Genomic DNA, 16,270 nt, shown 5'->3' with positions numbered 1-16,270 from the left:
TGCACAACATAACAATAAAAAACAGGCGTAACAGGCCCATCGTGTCGTTCGTTATGGCCGGAGTCTGGCTGCTAGCCGGGGCATTCCCTGTCTGGGCGCGTGACTATTTTGACCCCCGTCTGTTGTCATTGGGCGGCGCGCAGTCGACCAGCACCGACTTGAGTGCATTTGAATCCGCCGGCCAGGTCGCAGAGGGCCATTATCTGGTCACATTGTGGATGAATCAGTCGGATCAGGGGCAGCACACCCTTAACTTTAAAAAGAATGCACAAGGTCAGGTGCAACCGGAACTGACGCCAGCGCTCCTCCATGAATTGGGGGTCAATACTGCGGCGTTGCCGGGGTTCAGCGCATTGCCACCGGACCAGCCGGTCAATGATTTGGCCGCCCTTATTCCTGATGCGCAGGTGCACTTTGACTTATCCCAATTGCGGCTGGACATCAGTGTGCCGCAGATTGCCATGCAGCAAAACGCCGCCGGTTATGTCGACCCCGCATTGTGGGACGACGGCGTGCCCGCGTTGCTGATGAACTATAGCCTGAATGGCAGCCGAAACTGGCAACGTGCGCGGGCTGGAATGGACAGCAGCGAACAGACCAATCTGTTTGCCAGTTTGCGTAACGGGCTGAACTGGCAGGCCTGGCGTTTGCGCAGTGACATGACCTATACCCGCAGCCAGAACAGTGGCACTGCGTCGTCGAGCCAGCAAAACACCCGCTTTTCCAATACCTATTTACAGCGCGATATTCATGCCTTGCGCGCTGAGGTGCTGGCGGGGGAAAGCAGTACCGGCAATGAGGTGTTCGACAGTATTCCGTTTCGCGGTATTAAGCTGAATTCCAGCGAAGAAATGCTGCCTAACAGCCTGCGGGGTTTTGCCCCGGAGATTTCCGGTATTGCACAAAGTAATGCGCGGGTGACGGTCAGCCAGAACGGCAATGTAGTGTATCAAACCTATGTTGCACCGGGGCCGTTTCGCATTAATGACCTCTATCAGACCAGTCAGGGCGGGGATTTGACGGTCACTATCACTGAGGCTGACGGCACGGTGCGCAGCCAGACAATGGCGTTCTCTTCTTTACCGGTGATGCAACGCCCTGGCGCCCTCAAATATGAGTTTACCACCGGGCGTTACGACGGCGGGATAACGCAAGGCTCGCGTGAGGCCACGTTTGCACTGGGCACCTTTATTTATGGTTTGCCCTATGACATCACCCTGTACGGCGGTGGGCTGATGGCTGACGACTATCTCTCTTTTGTGGCGGGGTCGGGCCTGTCACTGGGGACTTTTGGCGCGCTTTCAGCCGATGTCACCACCTCCACAGCCCGATTGCAGGGGCAGGATGAACAGCAACAAGGCCGCTCTTATCGGCTGCGTTATGCCAAAAGCCTGTTGAGCACCGGCACCGCTGTGGATTTGGCGGCCTACCGGTATTCGACCCGCCACTATTACAGTTTCTCTGATTTCAACAATCTGGGATATGAACTCAATGACAGTCAGGTGCCCTGGGCCTTAGAGCGTCAGCGTTCCAATTTTCAGATGCGCGTCAGCCAGCAACTGGGGGACTGGGGGGCTTTGTATCTGTCGGCCTCCCGCAATGATTTTTGGGGCAATAACCAGGTGAATAACACGGTCTCAGCCGGTTACAACACCAGTTACCGGGGTGTCAGTCTCGGTGTGGCTTACAGCATTGACCGGATAAAAGGTGACGAAGGGTGGCCTGAAAATCGCCAGTTATCCATGAACATGCAGGTGCCGTTTAGCCTGTTTAGTTCATCCCCAGCGGTGAGCCGCCACTATGTTAACTATCAAATGACGCATAATAATCAGGGGCAGGTGCAGCAGCAGGTTGGGGTCAGCGGCAATGCGCTGGATGACCGTCTTTCTTACAGCGCGATGCAGAGCCAGTCAAATGGCAGCAGTGGTGACAATTCCACCCTGAATGCGGGCTATCAGGGCAGTAAAGGGATGGCAAACATGGGGTACAGCTACAGCAATCAGTTCCGTTCGCTGAACCTCAGCGGTAACGGCAGCCTGGTTGTCCACCCGGAAGGGGTGACGCTGGGGCAAATGCTGGGCAGTTCGGTGGCGATAGTGAGTGCGCCAGGCGCGGAGGGTGTCGAGGTGATGAACGGGAATGTGCGCACCGACAGCCGGGGTTATGCGGTGGTGCCGTATTTATCGAACTACCAGAACAACAATATCAGCCTGAACCCGGCCACGTTGCCGGATGATGTCGACATGGCGAAATCGAGCCTGAAGGTCTACCCGACCAAAGGGGCGGTGGTGATGGCGAAGTTTGATACACGGGTGGGGTATCAGGCGCTGGTGACGTTGCGCCGGGGGGAAAGCAACATTCCGTTTGGGGCACTGGTGACGGTGGAAGGCGGTTCCGGGAGTGAAAACAACACCGGTATTGTTGGCGACGCCGGTCAGGTGTACCTGAGTGGGCTACCGGAAAAGGGCCGACTGATGACGAAATGGGGCCAGGGTGCGGACCAGCAGTGCCGCGCAGTGTTTGATTTGGCGGGCAGTGCAGCAAGCTCGGGGAGTAACCCTGTTCGCCAATTAACAGCGCGTTGTGACGTGAGTTAATCGCCTGGCATCCGGTAAACATGAATTTGTAGGAAAGAAAATATGAAAAGAATCAGTCAATACTTACGGCGCAAGGTATTTCATCCTTCCCTTGGCCTGTGCCTGCTGGCGCTGATGGGGCAGTCTGCCATGGCGGACACCATTACCATTGGTAAAGGCAGTGGTATTGTGTGGGAGGGGCTGCCATTTAGTGCCACCAATAAAACCATCACATCAACAGCCAGTTATCCAAGCCCAGATTTATATGTCTACAATAGTGTGGCCTATATTACCCCCACAACCCTGTCGACAGGCTCGTGTGTACCGGACAGTTCGCTGACGACCATTGCCGGGTATAAAGTGTTCAAGATAGCCCCAGGTCTTGGGATAATTCCCCGGGCAACCGTGACGGCCAATTATGTGCTGGCGAATAACACGACAGAGACGCTCAGTGGGACCATTGGGTTGCCGAGCACGCAAGCCACGACGTCAAGTGGTGCGGTGATAACGAATCCGCTTGCGAGCAGCGCCTGGTGTTTAGCCCCCAGAATGTCCGGCAGCACTAATTTCTATAAGGCCAGTACGTTTATCAATGCGACAGCGACAGGAACGTGGGTGATGGTGGCTGACGGCACGCAAACCAGTCAGAGTAATATTTCATTATCTAATGTGAATTTTGTCACGGGAGCATTTGGGGCTAGCAATTTTATTGCTATCTTTTCAAAAAACACAACAATACGAGTTTCGACACTGGAGTGTACGGTCAGCACCCCCACTCAGATTGATTTTGGCACGATTGCCATTAATCTCCAGAGCGGTGCTGAACTCAGTACCCGGACCAATTCATTGATAACCCAGTGTACGCAAGACAGCTCGGTGGGTATTGCTGCCAATATCAACGTGCAGTTCCGGGCGCTCACCGGCCTGTATGGAAGTACGCCAAGCCGCCTGGCACTTAGTCAGGGTGGTGGCTATATTACCGGTGAGATTAATAATGGTGTCACCGGCAGTGGTAGTTGTACGGCAACCACCGGGCTGCCCTTTGATAACACCCCGTTAAAAGTGGGTAACATCACCAGTACACAAGCAAGTCAAAGCACCAGCAACCAGGTGACGTGGCGCTTATGTTCGGGGGGCAGTTCGCTGCCGACGGGGACTGTAAGCGCGGCAGCCGAAATGCTGGTGACGTTTAACTGATTTAAGTATTAACGTGGCAGTAACTCTGGACTACCACGTTAATTTTGTTCGCCAGAATGCACAATTATCAGTTTAATTTTGTTCGCTAGAGCACACCATTATCGGTGAAGCTAATCCATTAATCATATAGATATTTTTACTGATATTTTCCAGATTGATATAGTACGGCATATTATCGTTACCTGTTTCAATAAACTTTGACCACAAATCTTCAGGGACATCATCGATAGCTCTAATTTTTTGCGCTATGAAGTTGATGGTGTAGATACCATCATTGTCGAGATCTGAATATTTGAACGGCAACATGCGATTAAGTACGTATTGTGAGCTACTGTCATCTACAGTTCCCGTAAACTTGATAAATCCACTTCCATTTCGATAGAAGAAAAACGAAGTACTTGCTTGCAACTCAATAGCGTGGAGCGGTGTGGTTTCTTTCTTTAGATTGAGCTCGGAATAGCATTTGAATGCGACTTGAGACAGTGATAGATAAACCCATACCAAAGCAACCATCATTAATATTACCAAAAACATAATAGTTAGGTTTTTCTTCTTCACGCCTAAACTCCTGAGTTTATACTTATTGTTCTGCAAGATGTGGAATCACTGCCTTCTTTTTTTGCACAAATACCAATAAAGGTAAGCTGATTAAATTTATGGTCATTGTTCCCTTTTAGATAAAAAATTTCGTTATTATCATTTTTGCAATCTATTTCATCTTGCTGTAAATCATTTTTAACCAAGTTAATAAGTTGATCAGCGGGCGGATAGGTAGAGTTTTTCTTAACATACAGCATACATTTCCCAATCTTACCGGCAAGTACGTGGCTTTTCTTATTAATTATTATCTCAGCGCAGCTATAATAAATCTTAAATGCAGTTATAGTAACTGTAAATATAACTAAGATCAGTAATATCTTTGCGCTAAACTCCATTTTTTCAGCATTACTATCTATATTTTCCTTGCCAGTGATGGGAGTTACATCTATATCAGGCTGTTTTTCATCTCGGTTGAATTCTCTTTTAAAATTTAAGTTTTTTACCTTTTCATCGCTTATATCTTGAGTGTCAATAAGGCAGTCATTTTCCTGACGTTCATCCTTCATCTGTGATTCAACATGAGCAACAAACTGGAACCCATGTTTTGGTATCGTCAAAATGACTTGTGGGCTTTCACCTAACGCTTTGAACGCCTTTCTCAGTTCGCTAACATAGGTGTTTAAATTACTATTGGATGCAGTGAATCCATAGTCCTCCCATATGTCCTTCAATAACGTGATTCTATCTATAGCTTTGTTTCTGTGTTTAATGAACTCAAGCAGTAAACGGGTTGCTGGATTGGACAAAATCACAAAAATATCTTCATCATTAAGAATCATTAATTTCTTTTCTGATGGTTTAAAGAAAATAGTGTAGTTAATTAGGTATTTCATGATTAAGTTGATTTATGAACGAGCTATTGATTGATGTGCGCATATTTAAACTTTAAATAATTTATTGTCAATTTGTATTTTTAGGTGGTGGTGGTGTGCAGTTTAAGTTCTATTTAAAATACAATATTAAAAAATACATAGCCTGTTATTGGCTATATTTTAAGATGTATAACATCTTCATTTACTTAAATTTTAGAGTAAAAAACTATATATTTAATAATTATCGACACATGTTGCCGCATTGTTGATTTTTGAATAAAGTAACTACTGTTTTGGGGGGTTGGTTGCTTGGTATGGTTGTCATTAGGTGTGGTTAGGTACCACCTGTACGATTTTAAATTTTCATGTTGAGAATTACCGAGATACCATCAGTATCTCACGAGAGGCTTTATGAACAAAAGTGTCATGGTGGTTATTCATGAGAAAGATATATTTTTCTCTTTGGCGTTACAATCTGAACTATCCAAGCATTTAGAAGAGATAACTGAATTAATACTTAATGATTCATTAATTATTCCAGCTAAAAAGACACAAGCTTTAAAACGAGTTTCAAAACAGGATGCACAACTCTATTGTGAACGCCATATTCGGAATACTCATGGTAACAAAAAACACACATTATTCGTTGTGTTCCTGAATGACCGCCAACGTTTAACTTCCGACGGAAAATTACCTGATAATAATCCAGGTATTATATATGGCAATTATAGTAATGATAAGATTGACGGTGTAATCCAGAATATTATTAGTTTGTTGGAAAAGAAAGAGCTTGAGATCGAAAGTAATGCAATTACCTACCCTGCCAATGAGAAAGCATTTACGTGTAAGGAACGCACCGTTATGTGTTACTTAAAATTAGGTATTAATTTAGTGACTATAGCTCAGATGATGAAGCTCAGCATCAAAACGGTTAATGCACATAAGAACTCAATAATGAAAAAAATAAATATGGAAAAAAGAATGCAATCGTATCGTTTTCATATTAATGAGGCATGTCTAGCGTAATATTAGCTGTATCAAAATCCAGATAATTTTTGTCGATGGTTTGGGGTTCTCCCAGCGCTGGTTTTACTCTCTTTTTAACCTCCTTTCTGAATTCATATTGGCCGGACAGCGTCAAGTTAGTGAGTAAATTGGCGGATGTAACAATATGGTCGTTATAGTCGCTGGGGGGGTTCCTTGCAAACGCCAGGTTGTGATGTATGAACAATGATCATGGGGTCCGCTTGGAAAAGGGAAAATATCCTACGCTAAGCTCATTTATTAAGCAGACCTGATAGGCAGCTTTGAGCGAAATATAGACTTTCATACCCTGAAATTAACACTATTGATAATACGATCCCATTGACGACAGATCCGAGCGTTATAGAGGCTAATGCTTTGATGGCAGCAGCACTGACGACACAAATTAAAGTCGTGAGTGAAATCATCAAAACCTATGACGAACGAATCGAAACGCTGTTTGACACATTGCCAGATGCAGGGCTGTTTAAATCACTACCGGGTATAGGACCGTGCATGGGCCCGCGGATGGTTGCTGCACTTGGCGATAACCGTGACTGTTTCAATAGCGCAGAAGAAATTCAAAACTATGCAGGTATAGCACCGGTAACAGAACGAAGTGGCCAGAAATCCTGGGTTCACTGGCGATGGCAATGCGCTAAGTTCGTCAGGCAGACCTTTGTTGAATGGGTTGCCAAGACGGTTAACTCATCCTACTGGGCCAAACTGTATTATCAGAGCCTTAGAGAGAAGGGTAAATCTCACCAGTCTGCGATCCGGGCACTGGCGTTCAAATGGATAAGGATCATTTACCGCTGCTGGAAGAACAGAACCTGTTACGACGAAGCAAAATATTTACTGGCTCTCGAAGCGCGACACTCGCCCTTACTGAAGCCATAAAAAGCTTGTTGAATGTCTCAGGGCATGAAGCAGACGTTTTCTTGCAGTAGGCAAGGCTGTGGAGTGCCAAGCATAGTGTAGCTATCCAGATAAGGCTGCTTTTTTTGGCCGTTGCTGCAACGTTTCAACCAGCCCACATCCCCGACGATAGAAAGCCGCATCGCGCTTCAGTGCCTAGTTATGAAGAACATCTATGACAAATAACATGGAGTCCTGTAGCAGTTCATCGATGAAATGGGCCGGGTCGGCTGTCACGGCGCTGTGAGCGAAAAGTGACAATGAGCATCTCCCTGAAAAATATCCCTTTTTCTGGTGCTGCTTAAAGCAGGGTGACCATACATCAGCGATCAGAATTATTCGAATACTCATTGATGAAAATTTGAAGGACATCCAACTATTTTGCAACGGACGCCCGTGTTACTGGTGCCATGCACCAGTAACAAAGCCATAGCGAATATGACGCCCCCACCAACCTACAGTGGCTGATGAATCTCAACCCCTATCCGTCTCTCAATATCGCTCAAAATCGTGTCGGCAATCTTATTTGCCTCATCCAGATTCGGGTGTGAAACCATGATGCGGCCCAGCACTTCGTTTTTGGCTACTTTCCTTGCAGGGGTAAGTTTATCTGAATAGAAGTTAACGATATTGGGATGGGTACTAATATCATCAGTAGTAAATTCTGGCGCAGTAACGCCGTCGGCCAGCGGCATAACTTTCCTGACGGTGACCGCTCTGTTGGCTGCGGGCAGCGCTATAGGGGCATCGGCCTGGGTAGCGATGGTAAACAACGCGGGATAAACAGATACGCCGGTTGCCTGACGATAAATTTCCGGCATAACGCCGCCCATCAGGCGTGGGTTGGCTTCAACCAAGATAGGACCATTGGCGGTATACATAATTTCGATGTGGAAAATACCGTAATCCAGACGCAGGGCCGCGCAGACCGCTTTGGCATAGTGAAAGCACGCTTTCTTCTGCTCAGGGGTAATTGCTGCAGGCATTAAAGAGCCAAGCTCAATGCATTCGTTAAACCTCGACTGGCAGCGGCCGCTAATCATAAATTCATAAAAGGTGCAGTTATAGATCCCTACCTCAGCCGATAATAACGTTCCTTGTAAAAACTCCTCTATCAGAATGCCGCGGGAGAAAATGTTCTGATAGGTCTGCGCGCCGGACAGGGCAGCGTTTAAAATATCAGCAGAGGCAGCCTCTACTTGCTCAGGCGTAGAGACCTTTATCGCATACAAACTATCGAAACCGCTAACCGGCTTGAATATAAACGGAGGCGTATATTGCGTGAAGATCGCTCTGGCCTCTTCTGTGGTATGCGCTACCCAGTTGCGGATGGTTGGGACCCCCTGCTCCTGCAAAATAGCGCGGGCCTGGCGTTTATCCCTAGCGTTTTTAACGCCCTGTGGATCGGTAAAAGGGATATTGCATCGCTGACAGGCCTCAGCCACCGCTTCAAGGCTGGGTTCGTTAGGGGCAATTACGCCATCGATAACGTCACCCTGCAAAATAGTATTCAGCAGGCGGACCAGTTCATCGGCGTCAGTACCGTTTTCCATATCGATAATATTATCCAGCCGCGACAGTACCGACTGGGTATAGCTATTCTTTTGATAAAAAGCGACATTGCTCTGGCGTAGAAAGGTCACCTTAAAGCCCTGCTTCACAGCTTCATCCATGCTCTGAATCGCCGCATTGTTAGCGTCAATAAAAACTAGATGTTTCATTTAGTTACCTCATTAACGTGATGGGGATTTCTGAGCGTCAGCAGCAGGCAGAGAATGATGCAGGCGGTAAATATGACCGCATTGAGCCAGAAAGAGGGTGAGTAAAACAGGCAGCCGGTGCTGATGATACCGCCGACTGAGGTCGCAAGCTGGAATTAGGCGTTCATCACTCCGTTCAATGTGCCGCGTTCGTTAATGTCCGCCATTTTATAAACCTCAAAAAATATCAGCGGGTTAATCGATGACCTCACCCATGAAAAGAGAGAAAAAAGCAGCGTCTGTAGAATGATATAGTCAGCAAATAGCGGCATAAATAACACTGAGACAATCGCGACCAGCAGAATTAACACCATCACATTTCCTGGCCTGGCAAAAAGTTTACTGATGCGGGTGATGGTGGTCGAAGCGATCAGTCCGGTAATCCCTGAGAACATAAAGAGAATCGCCAGCTGGTAGCTATCGCCCGTACCGTTTTTCGTCAGCCAGTAGGCATACATGCCGAACACCACAAAAACGGATAAACCAAACAGCGCCAGGAGTTGCGCCAGCGATGCCGCGCCCTGAACGATGCCGGTTACAAACAGCCGTCTTTCATCTTCAAAAAGCTCAACGATTAGCGGGAAAATGGTCGCCCCCATCATGGGCACAAAAAAACCGCTCAGGATACGAAAGGCGATCAGAGACTCGATATTGGGAGAGAAGATCGAGCCTGCATAGGATAAAACAGAACCGGCAGCACCGATGAGTATGAATTTCTTTTTGCCATATTTATCAATAAATGGCCCGTATAACAAATTGCAAATAAATGCGATAAAAGGAAAGGCGCCCAGCAGGAGTGCGATATGGTGCTCATTGGCTGCAAAATGCTGCTGTAACGAAGGCAGCATCGGATAGATAAAAGATATATTAAAATTGACGACAAAATAGCAAATACAAAATACCGCAATCAGACCACGGTTCCTCATTTTTTTCCTTAGCGCCACCGGTGATGGACCAGTGGCTGGTTTAGTTTACAGGTTGATGGCGAAGGGTTTCATCTTCTCATAAATCGTTGTGGCTCGATTTACCATGCCCCATTCTGCTTCACTGAACTGAAAATCATCATCGTAGCCCATATTCTTTTCAGGGATAAAGCCGGTTGAGGATTCCAACGTTTTATGGAAACGCGCGTGAGCTTCTGCCTCTTCGGGAGTCCATTGACGAACGTTACCATCGTTCCAGTTCAACTGCGATGCCTGAAAATCAAGACCAACCGCCTCACAGTATTTTCGCAGCGAGTGCTCAGGCGCGTTGCGCAGCGCATCGCCTTCAATCACCACCGGCGGCTGCTCAGCGTCAAAAATTCTCTCCCAGAGCTGATCCATCGCGGTAAAGCCATATTCCCACTCACCAATCTCATTTTTACGTACGGCTTTGCGCGAACGAAGGCAGGCTTTAGGTTCCCTAATGATCAGCGTATGACGGGCCTGGTTAAAAATTTCGTCGCCGACATAGGGCAGGCCAAAATAGGCCATCTCTTTTAAAAAGAGTATGGGCGTATCGATGGCCAGTAATTCTTTATCGACGGCTTCCCCCGTTTGTTCCCAAATTTCCGGCCGATCGCCATACATATCAGTCATGCGATCCTTTGAAAAATAGTAGGTATCTGCATAAGGTTCGAATAAGCCGATGGTATCGTCGCGCATCTGAAATGATTTCAGCATCGCCGTGGATAAAGAGCGCGCAGGCCCCCACAGGAAAATAATTTTTGACATGATCGCTTCCTTTAGCGTAACGGATAGATGGAGTTGGGTTTCTTCTTTTTGCGTCTGAAAAGAGAAAAAATAATTGATAAAAAGTTCTTCTTTCTTTTACTCATGCGTATCACCTATATGTTGATTAATTAGTCTTGCCATTTCGAAATAGCCCGCATCGTTGAAATGGACGCGATCGACGTAGATACTTTCGTTAATCAGTGGGGAATCCTGCATCAGGGCATTGGTATCGTAAAAATCAACGCCACTCTGCGCTAATTTTTCGCGCTGATGCATTTGCTCGGATTCGCTTTTGCGCCAAGGATCCGGGATCTTCACGACAAGCGGCTTTTTATTCATGGAAAGGCTGAGCAGTATCCTGGGCTTCAGTCTGTGATATCCACAACCCCACTGAATCTTAAAGACATTGAGATGCACTGGAATGAGGTACTTCGCCTCGCAAGCTCGATAAAACAGGGGACAGTTACCGCATCTCTGATGATGAAAAAACTGGCCAGTTATCCTAAACAAAATGGCCTTGCAAAAGCATTGAGGGAAATCGGGCGCATTGAACGGGCACTGTTTATGCTGGACTGGTTTCGCGATCCTTCACTGCGCCGACGCGTGCAGGCGGGGCTGAATAAAGGTGAGGCCCGCAATGCCCTTGCGCGAGCGGTGTTTATGCACCGGTTGGGTGAGATCAGAGATCGGGGGCTGGAGAATCAGAGCTACCGTGCCAGTGGTCTGACGTTGCTGACGGCGGCGATCTCACTGTGGAATACGGTATATATAGAAAGAGCCATCGATTCCCTGAGACGAAAAGGGATCCCGATTAATGAGCAACTGATTTCTCATCTGTCCCCGCTGGGGTGGGAACACATAAATCTGAGCGGGGATTACGTCTGGCGAACAAAACTCAAGCTGGGACAGGGTAAATACCGCGCATTACGCTCAGTGGATAGTAGTCTGTACAAAAAGCAGGCTTAGCGTAGGATATTTTCCGTTTTCCAAGCGGACCCCATCAGGAGCGGCACCAGAAAGTGCTGTACTACCGTCAGGTGAAAAAGCTGAGTATCCGTGAAACAGCCGATACCACGGGCTACAGTCCCTCTCAAATATGTCGAATTCAGGCACTGTACCGAGAAAGTCAATCAGAAGTGGGGTGACTGATCTATACGAGAGATATGATTTTTCTGGCTTTTTCAAAGTGGTCCAGTTTCATTTCCATGATCCACCATTGGGCTACTTCCATGAGTAATTCCGGGTCATCATTCTTGTTGGCAAAGAAAGCATAAAATGACACGCCAACATCATCCCCTTTCGCCGCAATCTTCGCTTCACATACTTTCACAATCTTCGCTCGGATACTGGGTCTCATTATCTTTCCCTGATAGTTGCTGATGGCACATGCTATCACACACAGGTGAATGGGTAGGAGAGGTTAAAAATTAGTCTTAACGTACAATAGTTTCCGATATCCAAACTGACCCCTTCTACCTCCGGCAGGGCGTTATCTGATGGTTGCCCCACACTTTTTTATGCTCTCCTATCTGCTGGAGTCAGGCGAGGATGGTGAACAGTCTCATTGGTCAGAATATCTTCTGGCTTAGACCCCAGCCTTACCTGCCGATTTGACGGAAAAGTTCTACAATATTTTTTTCACCCAGTTTATTCATGGCTGATATCTTATGACGATTGACTGTTTTTTCATCTTTACATAGGACCAGTGAAATTTGATCCTCCGAAAACCCTTTCTTAAATAATTCTAGAACAATAGACTCCTCTAATGAGAATGGATTTGAGTCAAAACAAGGGTATATGGGCCATTCACTTGATGGTATATACAATTTATCCCCCTGTGAAATTGAATTGAATATTTTATTTATCTTTTGTGATAATTCAATATATGCGTCCGTTTTATATATAATACCAGATACCGTGTTATCTATGAACTCACTCAATAAGAATGATTTATTTGAATTTAGAATGACAATGATAATTAACGCTTCTTTATTTTTTGATTTGCTAATACCCTCAAGTTTTTGATGAAAAAAATCGGCATCAGCATCAATGAATACTATATTTGTTTTTTCATTTTGGCTATCGGTTAGCGTGATTTTTTTTGATTTATTTTTACATGATGCAAGTATTTTTTTTATCATCAAAAACAACCCGTGTCGAAAATAATTATCCGCAGTTTCAATGTTACAATGAAACATGATATATAATCCTTATGTAGAGACTACAGGAAATATAATTAATTTTTAGACTACATGCCCATAATAGAAATTATATAATTAAGATGTTTTTCTAAAAAATAACCGCTCCATCTTTATTCGACCAGACAGAAAGCATCTTTTGGGTGAAATGGCCCATTGCATATCACGATATCTGCAACAATGGGCCGGTTAGGTTATGCCGGTAGATAGCAACGTTCTACTACTGCATGCAGACTACCGGTCATTAGAAGCTATGGCATAACCGATGCCAAAGTCGCCGCTGAACTTATCACCGGTGCTTGCATTCACTTGCGTGAAGGCACCGCTGTTTTTGTTCATCTGCCAGTTTACGCCCAGATTTGATTGCAACCGATACCCGTCTAAATCACTCTTCATAGTAGTACCACTGGACTTAATATCACCACCACTGACATTTTGTTTTGATACTGACAACCCTAAGTACGGTTGTACAAAAGCATCCGGCGCACTGGTGGTAATCGTCTTACCGACATTCAGTCCCAGGCCATACTGGAACACATCAGAGGACTCTTTATTGACCTTAATCCTGCTGGCACCCTGCGTATCAAACTCATCACTGCCGTTGCGCAAATACGTCAGTTTAATCGTCGGTTCAACATAGAAGCTGTCCTGGAGAGTATAGCGCTTACCCATTTCCAGCCCCAGACTCACTGCGTTACTGCTCATATCGTAAGACGTCTTAGTCCCTTGTTCGGTATAAGCATCATCGCTGGTCTTAATGCGATATCCCTGCGCCGTCACATCGGCAAACAGACCGGAGTTATGGACATACATGCCGTAAATGCCGGCGGTGTAGATATCCGAACTGCCATTACTGCCATTGATACCGTACTTATTGTCGCTGGTGCCTGCGCCGGTAAAATACCTGAAATCAGGGTGTTGCTGTTGCCAATATCCCAGGATTTGTCTATGCCGATATAAGTCGCATTGGTGTTGACCTTGAACTTATGGCCGATAACATCAGCGCTGGCTTCAGTGTTGGTGTAGAAGTTATTAATCCACAACGTGACATCTTGTGGTCGCCTTTAGTCCCCGCCAAACGTAAACTGTCGGTATGTTGCGACACGTTACGAGACTGGCTTAATAAACTGATGGTCTGAGCTGAAGAAGCCCCTTGCATCGTTCTTGCCAGGTCACTTAACTGATTAATTTGTGGATAGGGTGTGAAACCAGTTCCTGGTGTGAACGCATCAAACGAAGCATCAGGGTTATAAGCATTGCCACTCTTCGTTGTGTCATCATCACCGCCACCGTGGGATGCCCCAGTACCGTCACCGTTGACTAACCAATAACCGGTACCGGAATTATCCGCCGTTAAGTAATAACGGTACATGCCCGCATCACGATACTGGCTACCGGTCAAGGCCACATCCGTGCTGCTTCCAGCTCCGCTCCTAATTATCCGTAACGATTCATTGGCTGCTGATGAGGCGACACCGTAGTTAGTGACATCAACCAGATAGCGACCAGTCATAGCCCCATCAACCGAAACTAAATCGCCTTTGCCCAGACCTAAATTGGTGGACATCCGGATATTAGCAAGCCCTCCATCGGCTTGGATCATATCGCTGGTTGATAAGAATGTTTTGAACGGGGAAGTGGCCGCAGTCCGAGCAACAGTCGTTGCTGTGGTACCCAGCTGACCAAAGTCAAGGGTACTGTTGTTGTCCATCTTGACCCAGATAAAACTGGATGAAGTATTCGCCATTTGGTAGGTGGCATTATTTTTTACCCACAGACCAACGTTCTTACCATTACCATTCCAGATACCACCTTCGTTGACGGACAGGTTAGTATTCCCTCCGCCATTGTTAGTGACATCACCGTTTAGGGTACCGCCGTTATTGACACCAAAATCAATCTGACCAGTACCATTATTGGTCAGGTCACCGTTCACTGTACCACCACCGCCGACACTACTCGTGATATTGCCATCACCATTATTGGTGATACCCCCATTTAAGGTGCCGTTGGTGTCGATATTGAAGTCAATATTACCGGTACCGTTATTGGTTAAGTCACCGTTAACCGTTCCGCCGTTGGTTATGCCGCCGGTGATATTACCTGTACCATTATTAATCACCCCACCTCCAATTACTGACCCCTGATCAACATTAATATTTATAGCCCCCGTATTAACATCACTGATCGAAATACCTCCTGTATGACTAGCATCAACATTACTTAATGTAATACTAAGTACATCATTAGGATTTTCTCCCGCCACATGCAATAAATCACCATCACTACTCAAGATAGAGTTATCAATAGTGAAATCCATTATGGTGGTACCACCGCCCTCGGTTGTACCAATAACTGAACCGCCTGCAAGAGAGTTAGTGATGGAACTATTATAGATTTCTAACTTACTGGGATTTCTCCCAAATTGGCCGTCAATGAGTACAGCTTGATCAGCATTAGCTTTTAGTGAACTGTCATACAGTTGAATCCAACCCCCATTGCCTAATGCTATTGCTGCCGCATTGGCGGTCTGAATAGTGATATTTTTACCAACAAATTGAGGGTGTTTTTCATCATTGATAATATTATTATTTTGAGCATAAATACCGTAGGAATTTCCTGTGCCGTGTGTTATTAGGGTTGCGTTATTAGCCACCATGCTATAACTCTGTAAATAAATAGCAGGGCTATCAAAATCAGGCATTTCTATTTTCATACCGTCGCCAACAGATAGACTTCCTAACGTACTCCCATAAATGCCACGCCCTTGAGCAATAATACTTAAATTACTACCAATATTCATAGTGGCATGATCATGTAAGTAAATACCTCTGCCAATGGGATTGTTTGCATCCCCGATAGTTAAATTATCTTTAGCAAAAATATGACCATTACCAATAGCCATTCCTACAGTACCACTTGTGGTTGCCTTTATAGTCGTATTAGAACCTAAATTTAATACGCTTGCGCTAGAGGTTAGGGATATTATACTAGTACCTGCACCAGTTAAGCTAACACCATCGCCACTAGTTAATGTGGCGTTAGTGATATTGAAAACAGGGTTATTGCCCGTCAATATACTTGTATAAATATGACCACTCATTGTAGCAACAGAACCATTATTTACTCTTACCATGGTTGTACTATCATCGAGAATTGAAGCTAACACATCTGTGCTTATTCCAAAAATAGCTAAACAACCTATTATTATTGGAATATTACCTATAGATGCCGATTTTTTCCCTTTCGTTAGCTCAGACGCAACCACACATTGCCCCGTTGAACGATTGTAGATTGATGTGAATATTTTATTCATGTCTTTATTACCTCGGGTAAAAAAGTATTGCGCAAATAACGATTATTTTCGTGGTTAAATAATATAATCAACCTGTTAATAGATGTGATTGTATCGAATTTCTGATTAACTCGATGTTAAATAACTATTGTAGTTATAATGTTAAATATCATTAT

Annotated in this window: 14 protein-coding genes and 3 pseudogenes; 7 read left to right on the top strand and 10 right to left on the bottom strand. The window is 45.5% G+C overall.

The features are described from left to right. Positions 1–41: 41 nt before the first annotated feature. Complete coding sequence (locus tag A6J67_RS22825; protein WP_226967870.1) at positions 42–2,597, top strand: fimbria/pilus outer membrane usher protein; 2,556 nt, start codon at positions 42–44, stop codon at positions 2,595–2,597. A gap of 42 nt (positions 2,598–2,639) precedes the next feature. Beyond that, positions 2,640–3,773, top strand: coding sequence for an adhesin (locus tag A6J67_RS22820; RefSeq protein WP_226967869.1), 1,134 nt, complete (start codon positions 2,640–2,642; stop codon positions 3,771–3,773). Positions 3,774–3,845: 72 nt separating this feature from the next. On the opposite strand, the gene A6J67_RS22815 is transcribed toward A6J67_RS22820, so the two are convergent. Then, complete coding sequence (locus A6J67_RS22815) at positions 3,846–4,331, bottom strand: FidL-like protein (protein WP_050074604.1); 486 nt, start codon at positions 4,329–4,331, stop codon at positions 3,846–3,848. 2 nt (positions 4,332–4,333) lie between these two features. Beyond that, positions 4,334–5,152, bottom strand: coding sequence for a winged helix-turn-helix domain-containing protein (locus tag A6J67_RS22810; RefSeq protein WP_050074603.1), 819 nt, complete (start codon positions 5,150–5,152; stop codon positions 4,334–4,336). Between the two features lie 444 nt (positions 5,153–5,596). Here A6J67_RS22810 and A6J67_RS22805 point away from each other — a divergent pair, with 444 nt between their 5' ends. Together A6J67_RS22805 and A6J67_RS22800 are read left to right on the top strand one after the other, a co-directional pair. Next, positions 5,597–6,211, top strand: coding sequence for a helix-turn-helix transcriptional regulator (locus A6J67_RS22805; RefSeq protein ID WP_005189998.1), 615 nt, complete (start codon positions 5,597–5,599; stop codon positions 6,209–6,211). 318 nt (positions 6,212–6,529) lie between these two features. Then, positions 6,530–7,108 (top strand): annotated as a pseudogene (locus A6J67_RS22800) (transposase); the annotation flags it as partial. A 473-nt stretch (positions 7,109–7,581) separates the two neighbouring features. Here the strand turns inward: A6J67_RS22800 and A6J67_RS22795 are convergent. From A6J67_RS22795 to A6J67_RS22780, 4 genes are all read right to left on the bottom strand, one after another. Then, positions 7,582–8,847 (bottom strand): ATP-grasp domain-containing protein, encoded by a 1,266-nt coding sequence (locus tag A6J67_RS22795; protein ID WP_050288889.1) that lies wholly within the window; start codon positions 8,845–8,847, stop codon positions 7,582–7,584. 155 nt (positions 8,848–9,002) lie between these two features. Further along, on the bottom strand, positions 9,003–9,830 hold the full coding sequence (locus A6J67_RS22790) for an MFS transporter (protein ID WP_125461936.1): 828 nt from the start codon (positions 9,828–9,830) through the stop codon (positions 9,003–9,005). A gap of 27 nt (positions 9,831–9,857) precedes the next feature. After that, positions 9,858–10,601 (bottom strand): hypothetical protein, encoded by a 744-nt coding sequence (locus A6J67_RS22785; RefSeq protein WP_050297782.1) that lies wholly within the window; start codon positions 10,599–10,601, stop codon positions 9,858–9,860. A 96-nt stretch (positions 10,602–10,697) separates the two neighbouring features. Further along, complete coding sequence (locus tag A6J67_RS22780; RefSeq protein WP_050074598.1) at positions 10,698–10,940, bottom strand: hypothetical protein; 243 nt, start codon at positions 10,938–10,940, stop codon at positions 10,698–10,700. On the opposite strand from A6J67_RS22780, the pseudogene A6J67_RS22775 reads away from it, so the two are divergent. Both A6J67_RS22775 and A6J67_RS22770 read left to right on the top strand, forming a co-directional pair. Then, a pseudogene (locus A6J67_RS22775) lies at positions 10,863–11,567 on the top strand (Tn3 family transposase); the annotation flags it as partial. The gene A6J67_RS22780 and the pseudogene A6J67_RS22775 overlap by 78 nt on opposite strands. Positions 11,568–11,602: 35 nt before the next feature. Further along, positions 11,603–11,746: pseudogene (locus A6J67_RS22770) on the top strand (helix-turn-helix domain-containing protein); the annotation flags it as partial. Between the two features lie 5 nt (positions 11,747–11,751). Here the strand turns inward: A6J67_RS22770 and A6J67_RS22765 are convergent. The 3 genes from A6J67_RS22765 to A6J67_RS22755 all read right to left on the bottom strand — a co-directional run bounded on the left by A6J67_RS22765 (position 11,752) and on the right by A6J67_RS22755 (position 13,663). Beyond that, complete coding sequence (locus A6J67_RS22765) at positions 11,752–11,958, bottom strand: DUF6500 family protein (RefSeq protein ID WP_025901656.1); 207 nt, start codon at positions 11,956–11,958, stop codon at positions 11,752–11,754. Between the two features lie 241 nt (positions 11,959–12,199). Further along, a complete protein-coding gene (locus A6J67_RS22760; RefSeq protein ID WP_192945352.1) occupies positions 12,200–12,742 on the bottom strand; it encodes a LuxR C-terminal-related transcriptional regulator in 543 nt (180 codons plus the stop codon). Between the two features lie 291 nt (positions 12,743–13,033). Continuing rightward, positions 13,034–13,663 carry an autotransporter outer membrane beta-barrel domain-containing protein gene (locus A6J67_RS22755; RefSeq protein WP_226967911.1) on the bottom strand — a complete coding sequence of 210 codons (630 nt, stop codon included), beginning with the start codon at positions 13,661–13,663 and terminating at the stop codon, positions 13,034–13,036. Between A6J67_RS22755 and A6J67_RS23775 the strand changes: the two genes are divergently transcribed. Then, positions 13,601–13,759, top strand: coding sequence for a hypothetical protein (locus tag A6J67_RS23775; protein ID WP_226967868.1), 159 nt, complete (start codon positions 13,601–13,603; stop codon positions 13,757–13,759). The two genes, A6J67_RS22755 and A6J67_RS23775, sit on opposite strands and share 63 nt — an antisense overlap. Here the strand turns inward: A6J67_RS23775 and A6J67_RS22750 are convergent. Next, positions 13,746–16,115, bottom strand: a complete 2,370-nt coding sequence (locus A6J67_RS22750) for a pertactin-like passenger domain-containing protein (RefSeq protein WP_080608517.1) — start codon at positions 16,113–16,115, stop codon at positions 13,746–13,748. The two genes, A6J67_RS23775 and A6J67_RS22750, sit on opposite strands and share 14 nt — an antisense overlap. Between the last annotated feature and the right edge of the window lie 155 nt (positions 16,116–16,270).

The organism is Yersinia sp. FDAARGOS_228, from assembly GCF_002073315.2.
GTDB lineage: Bacteria > Pseudomonadota > Gammaproteobacteria > Enterobacterales > Enterobacteriaceae > Yersinia > Yersinia intermedia.
This window is presented reverse-complemented; position numbering and strand designations above follow the sequence as displayed.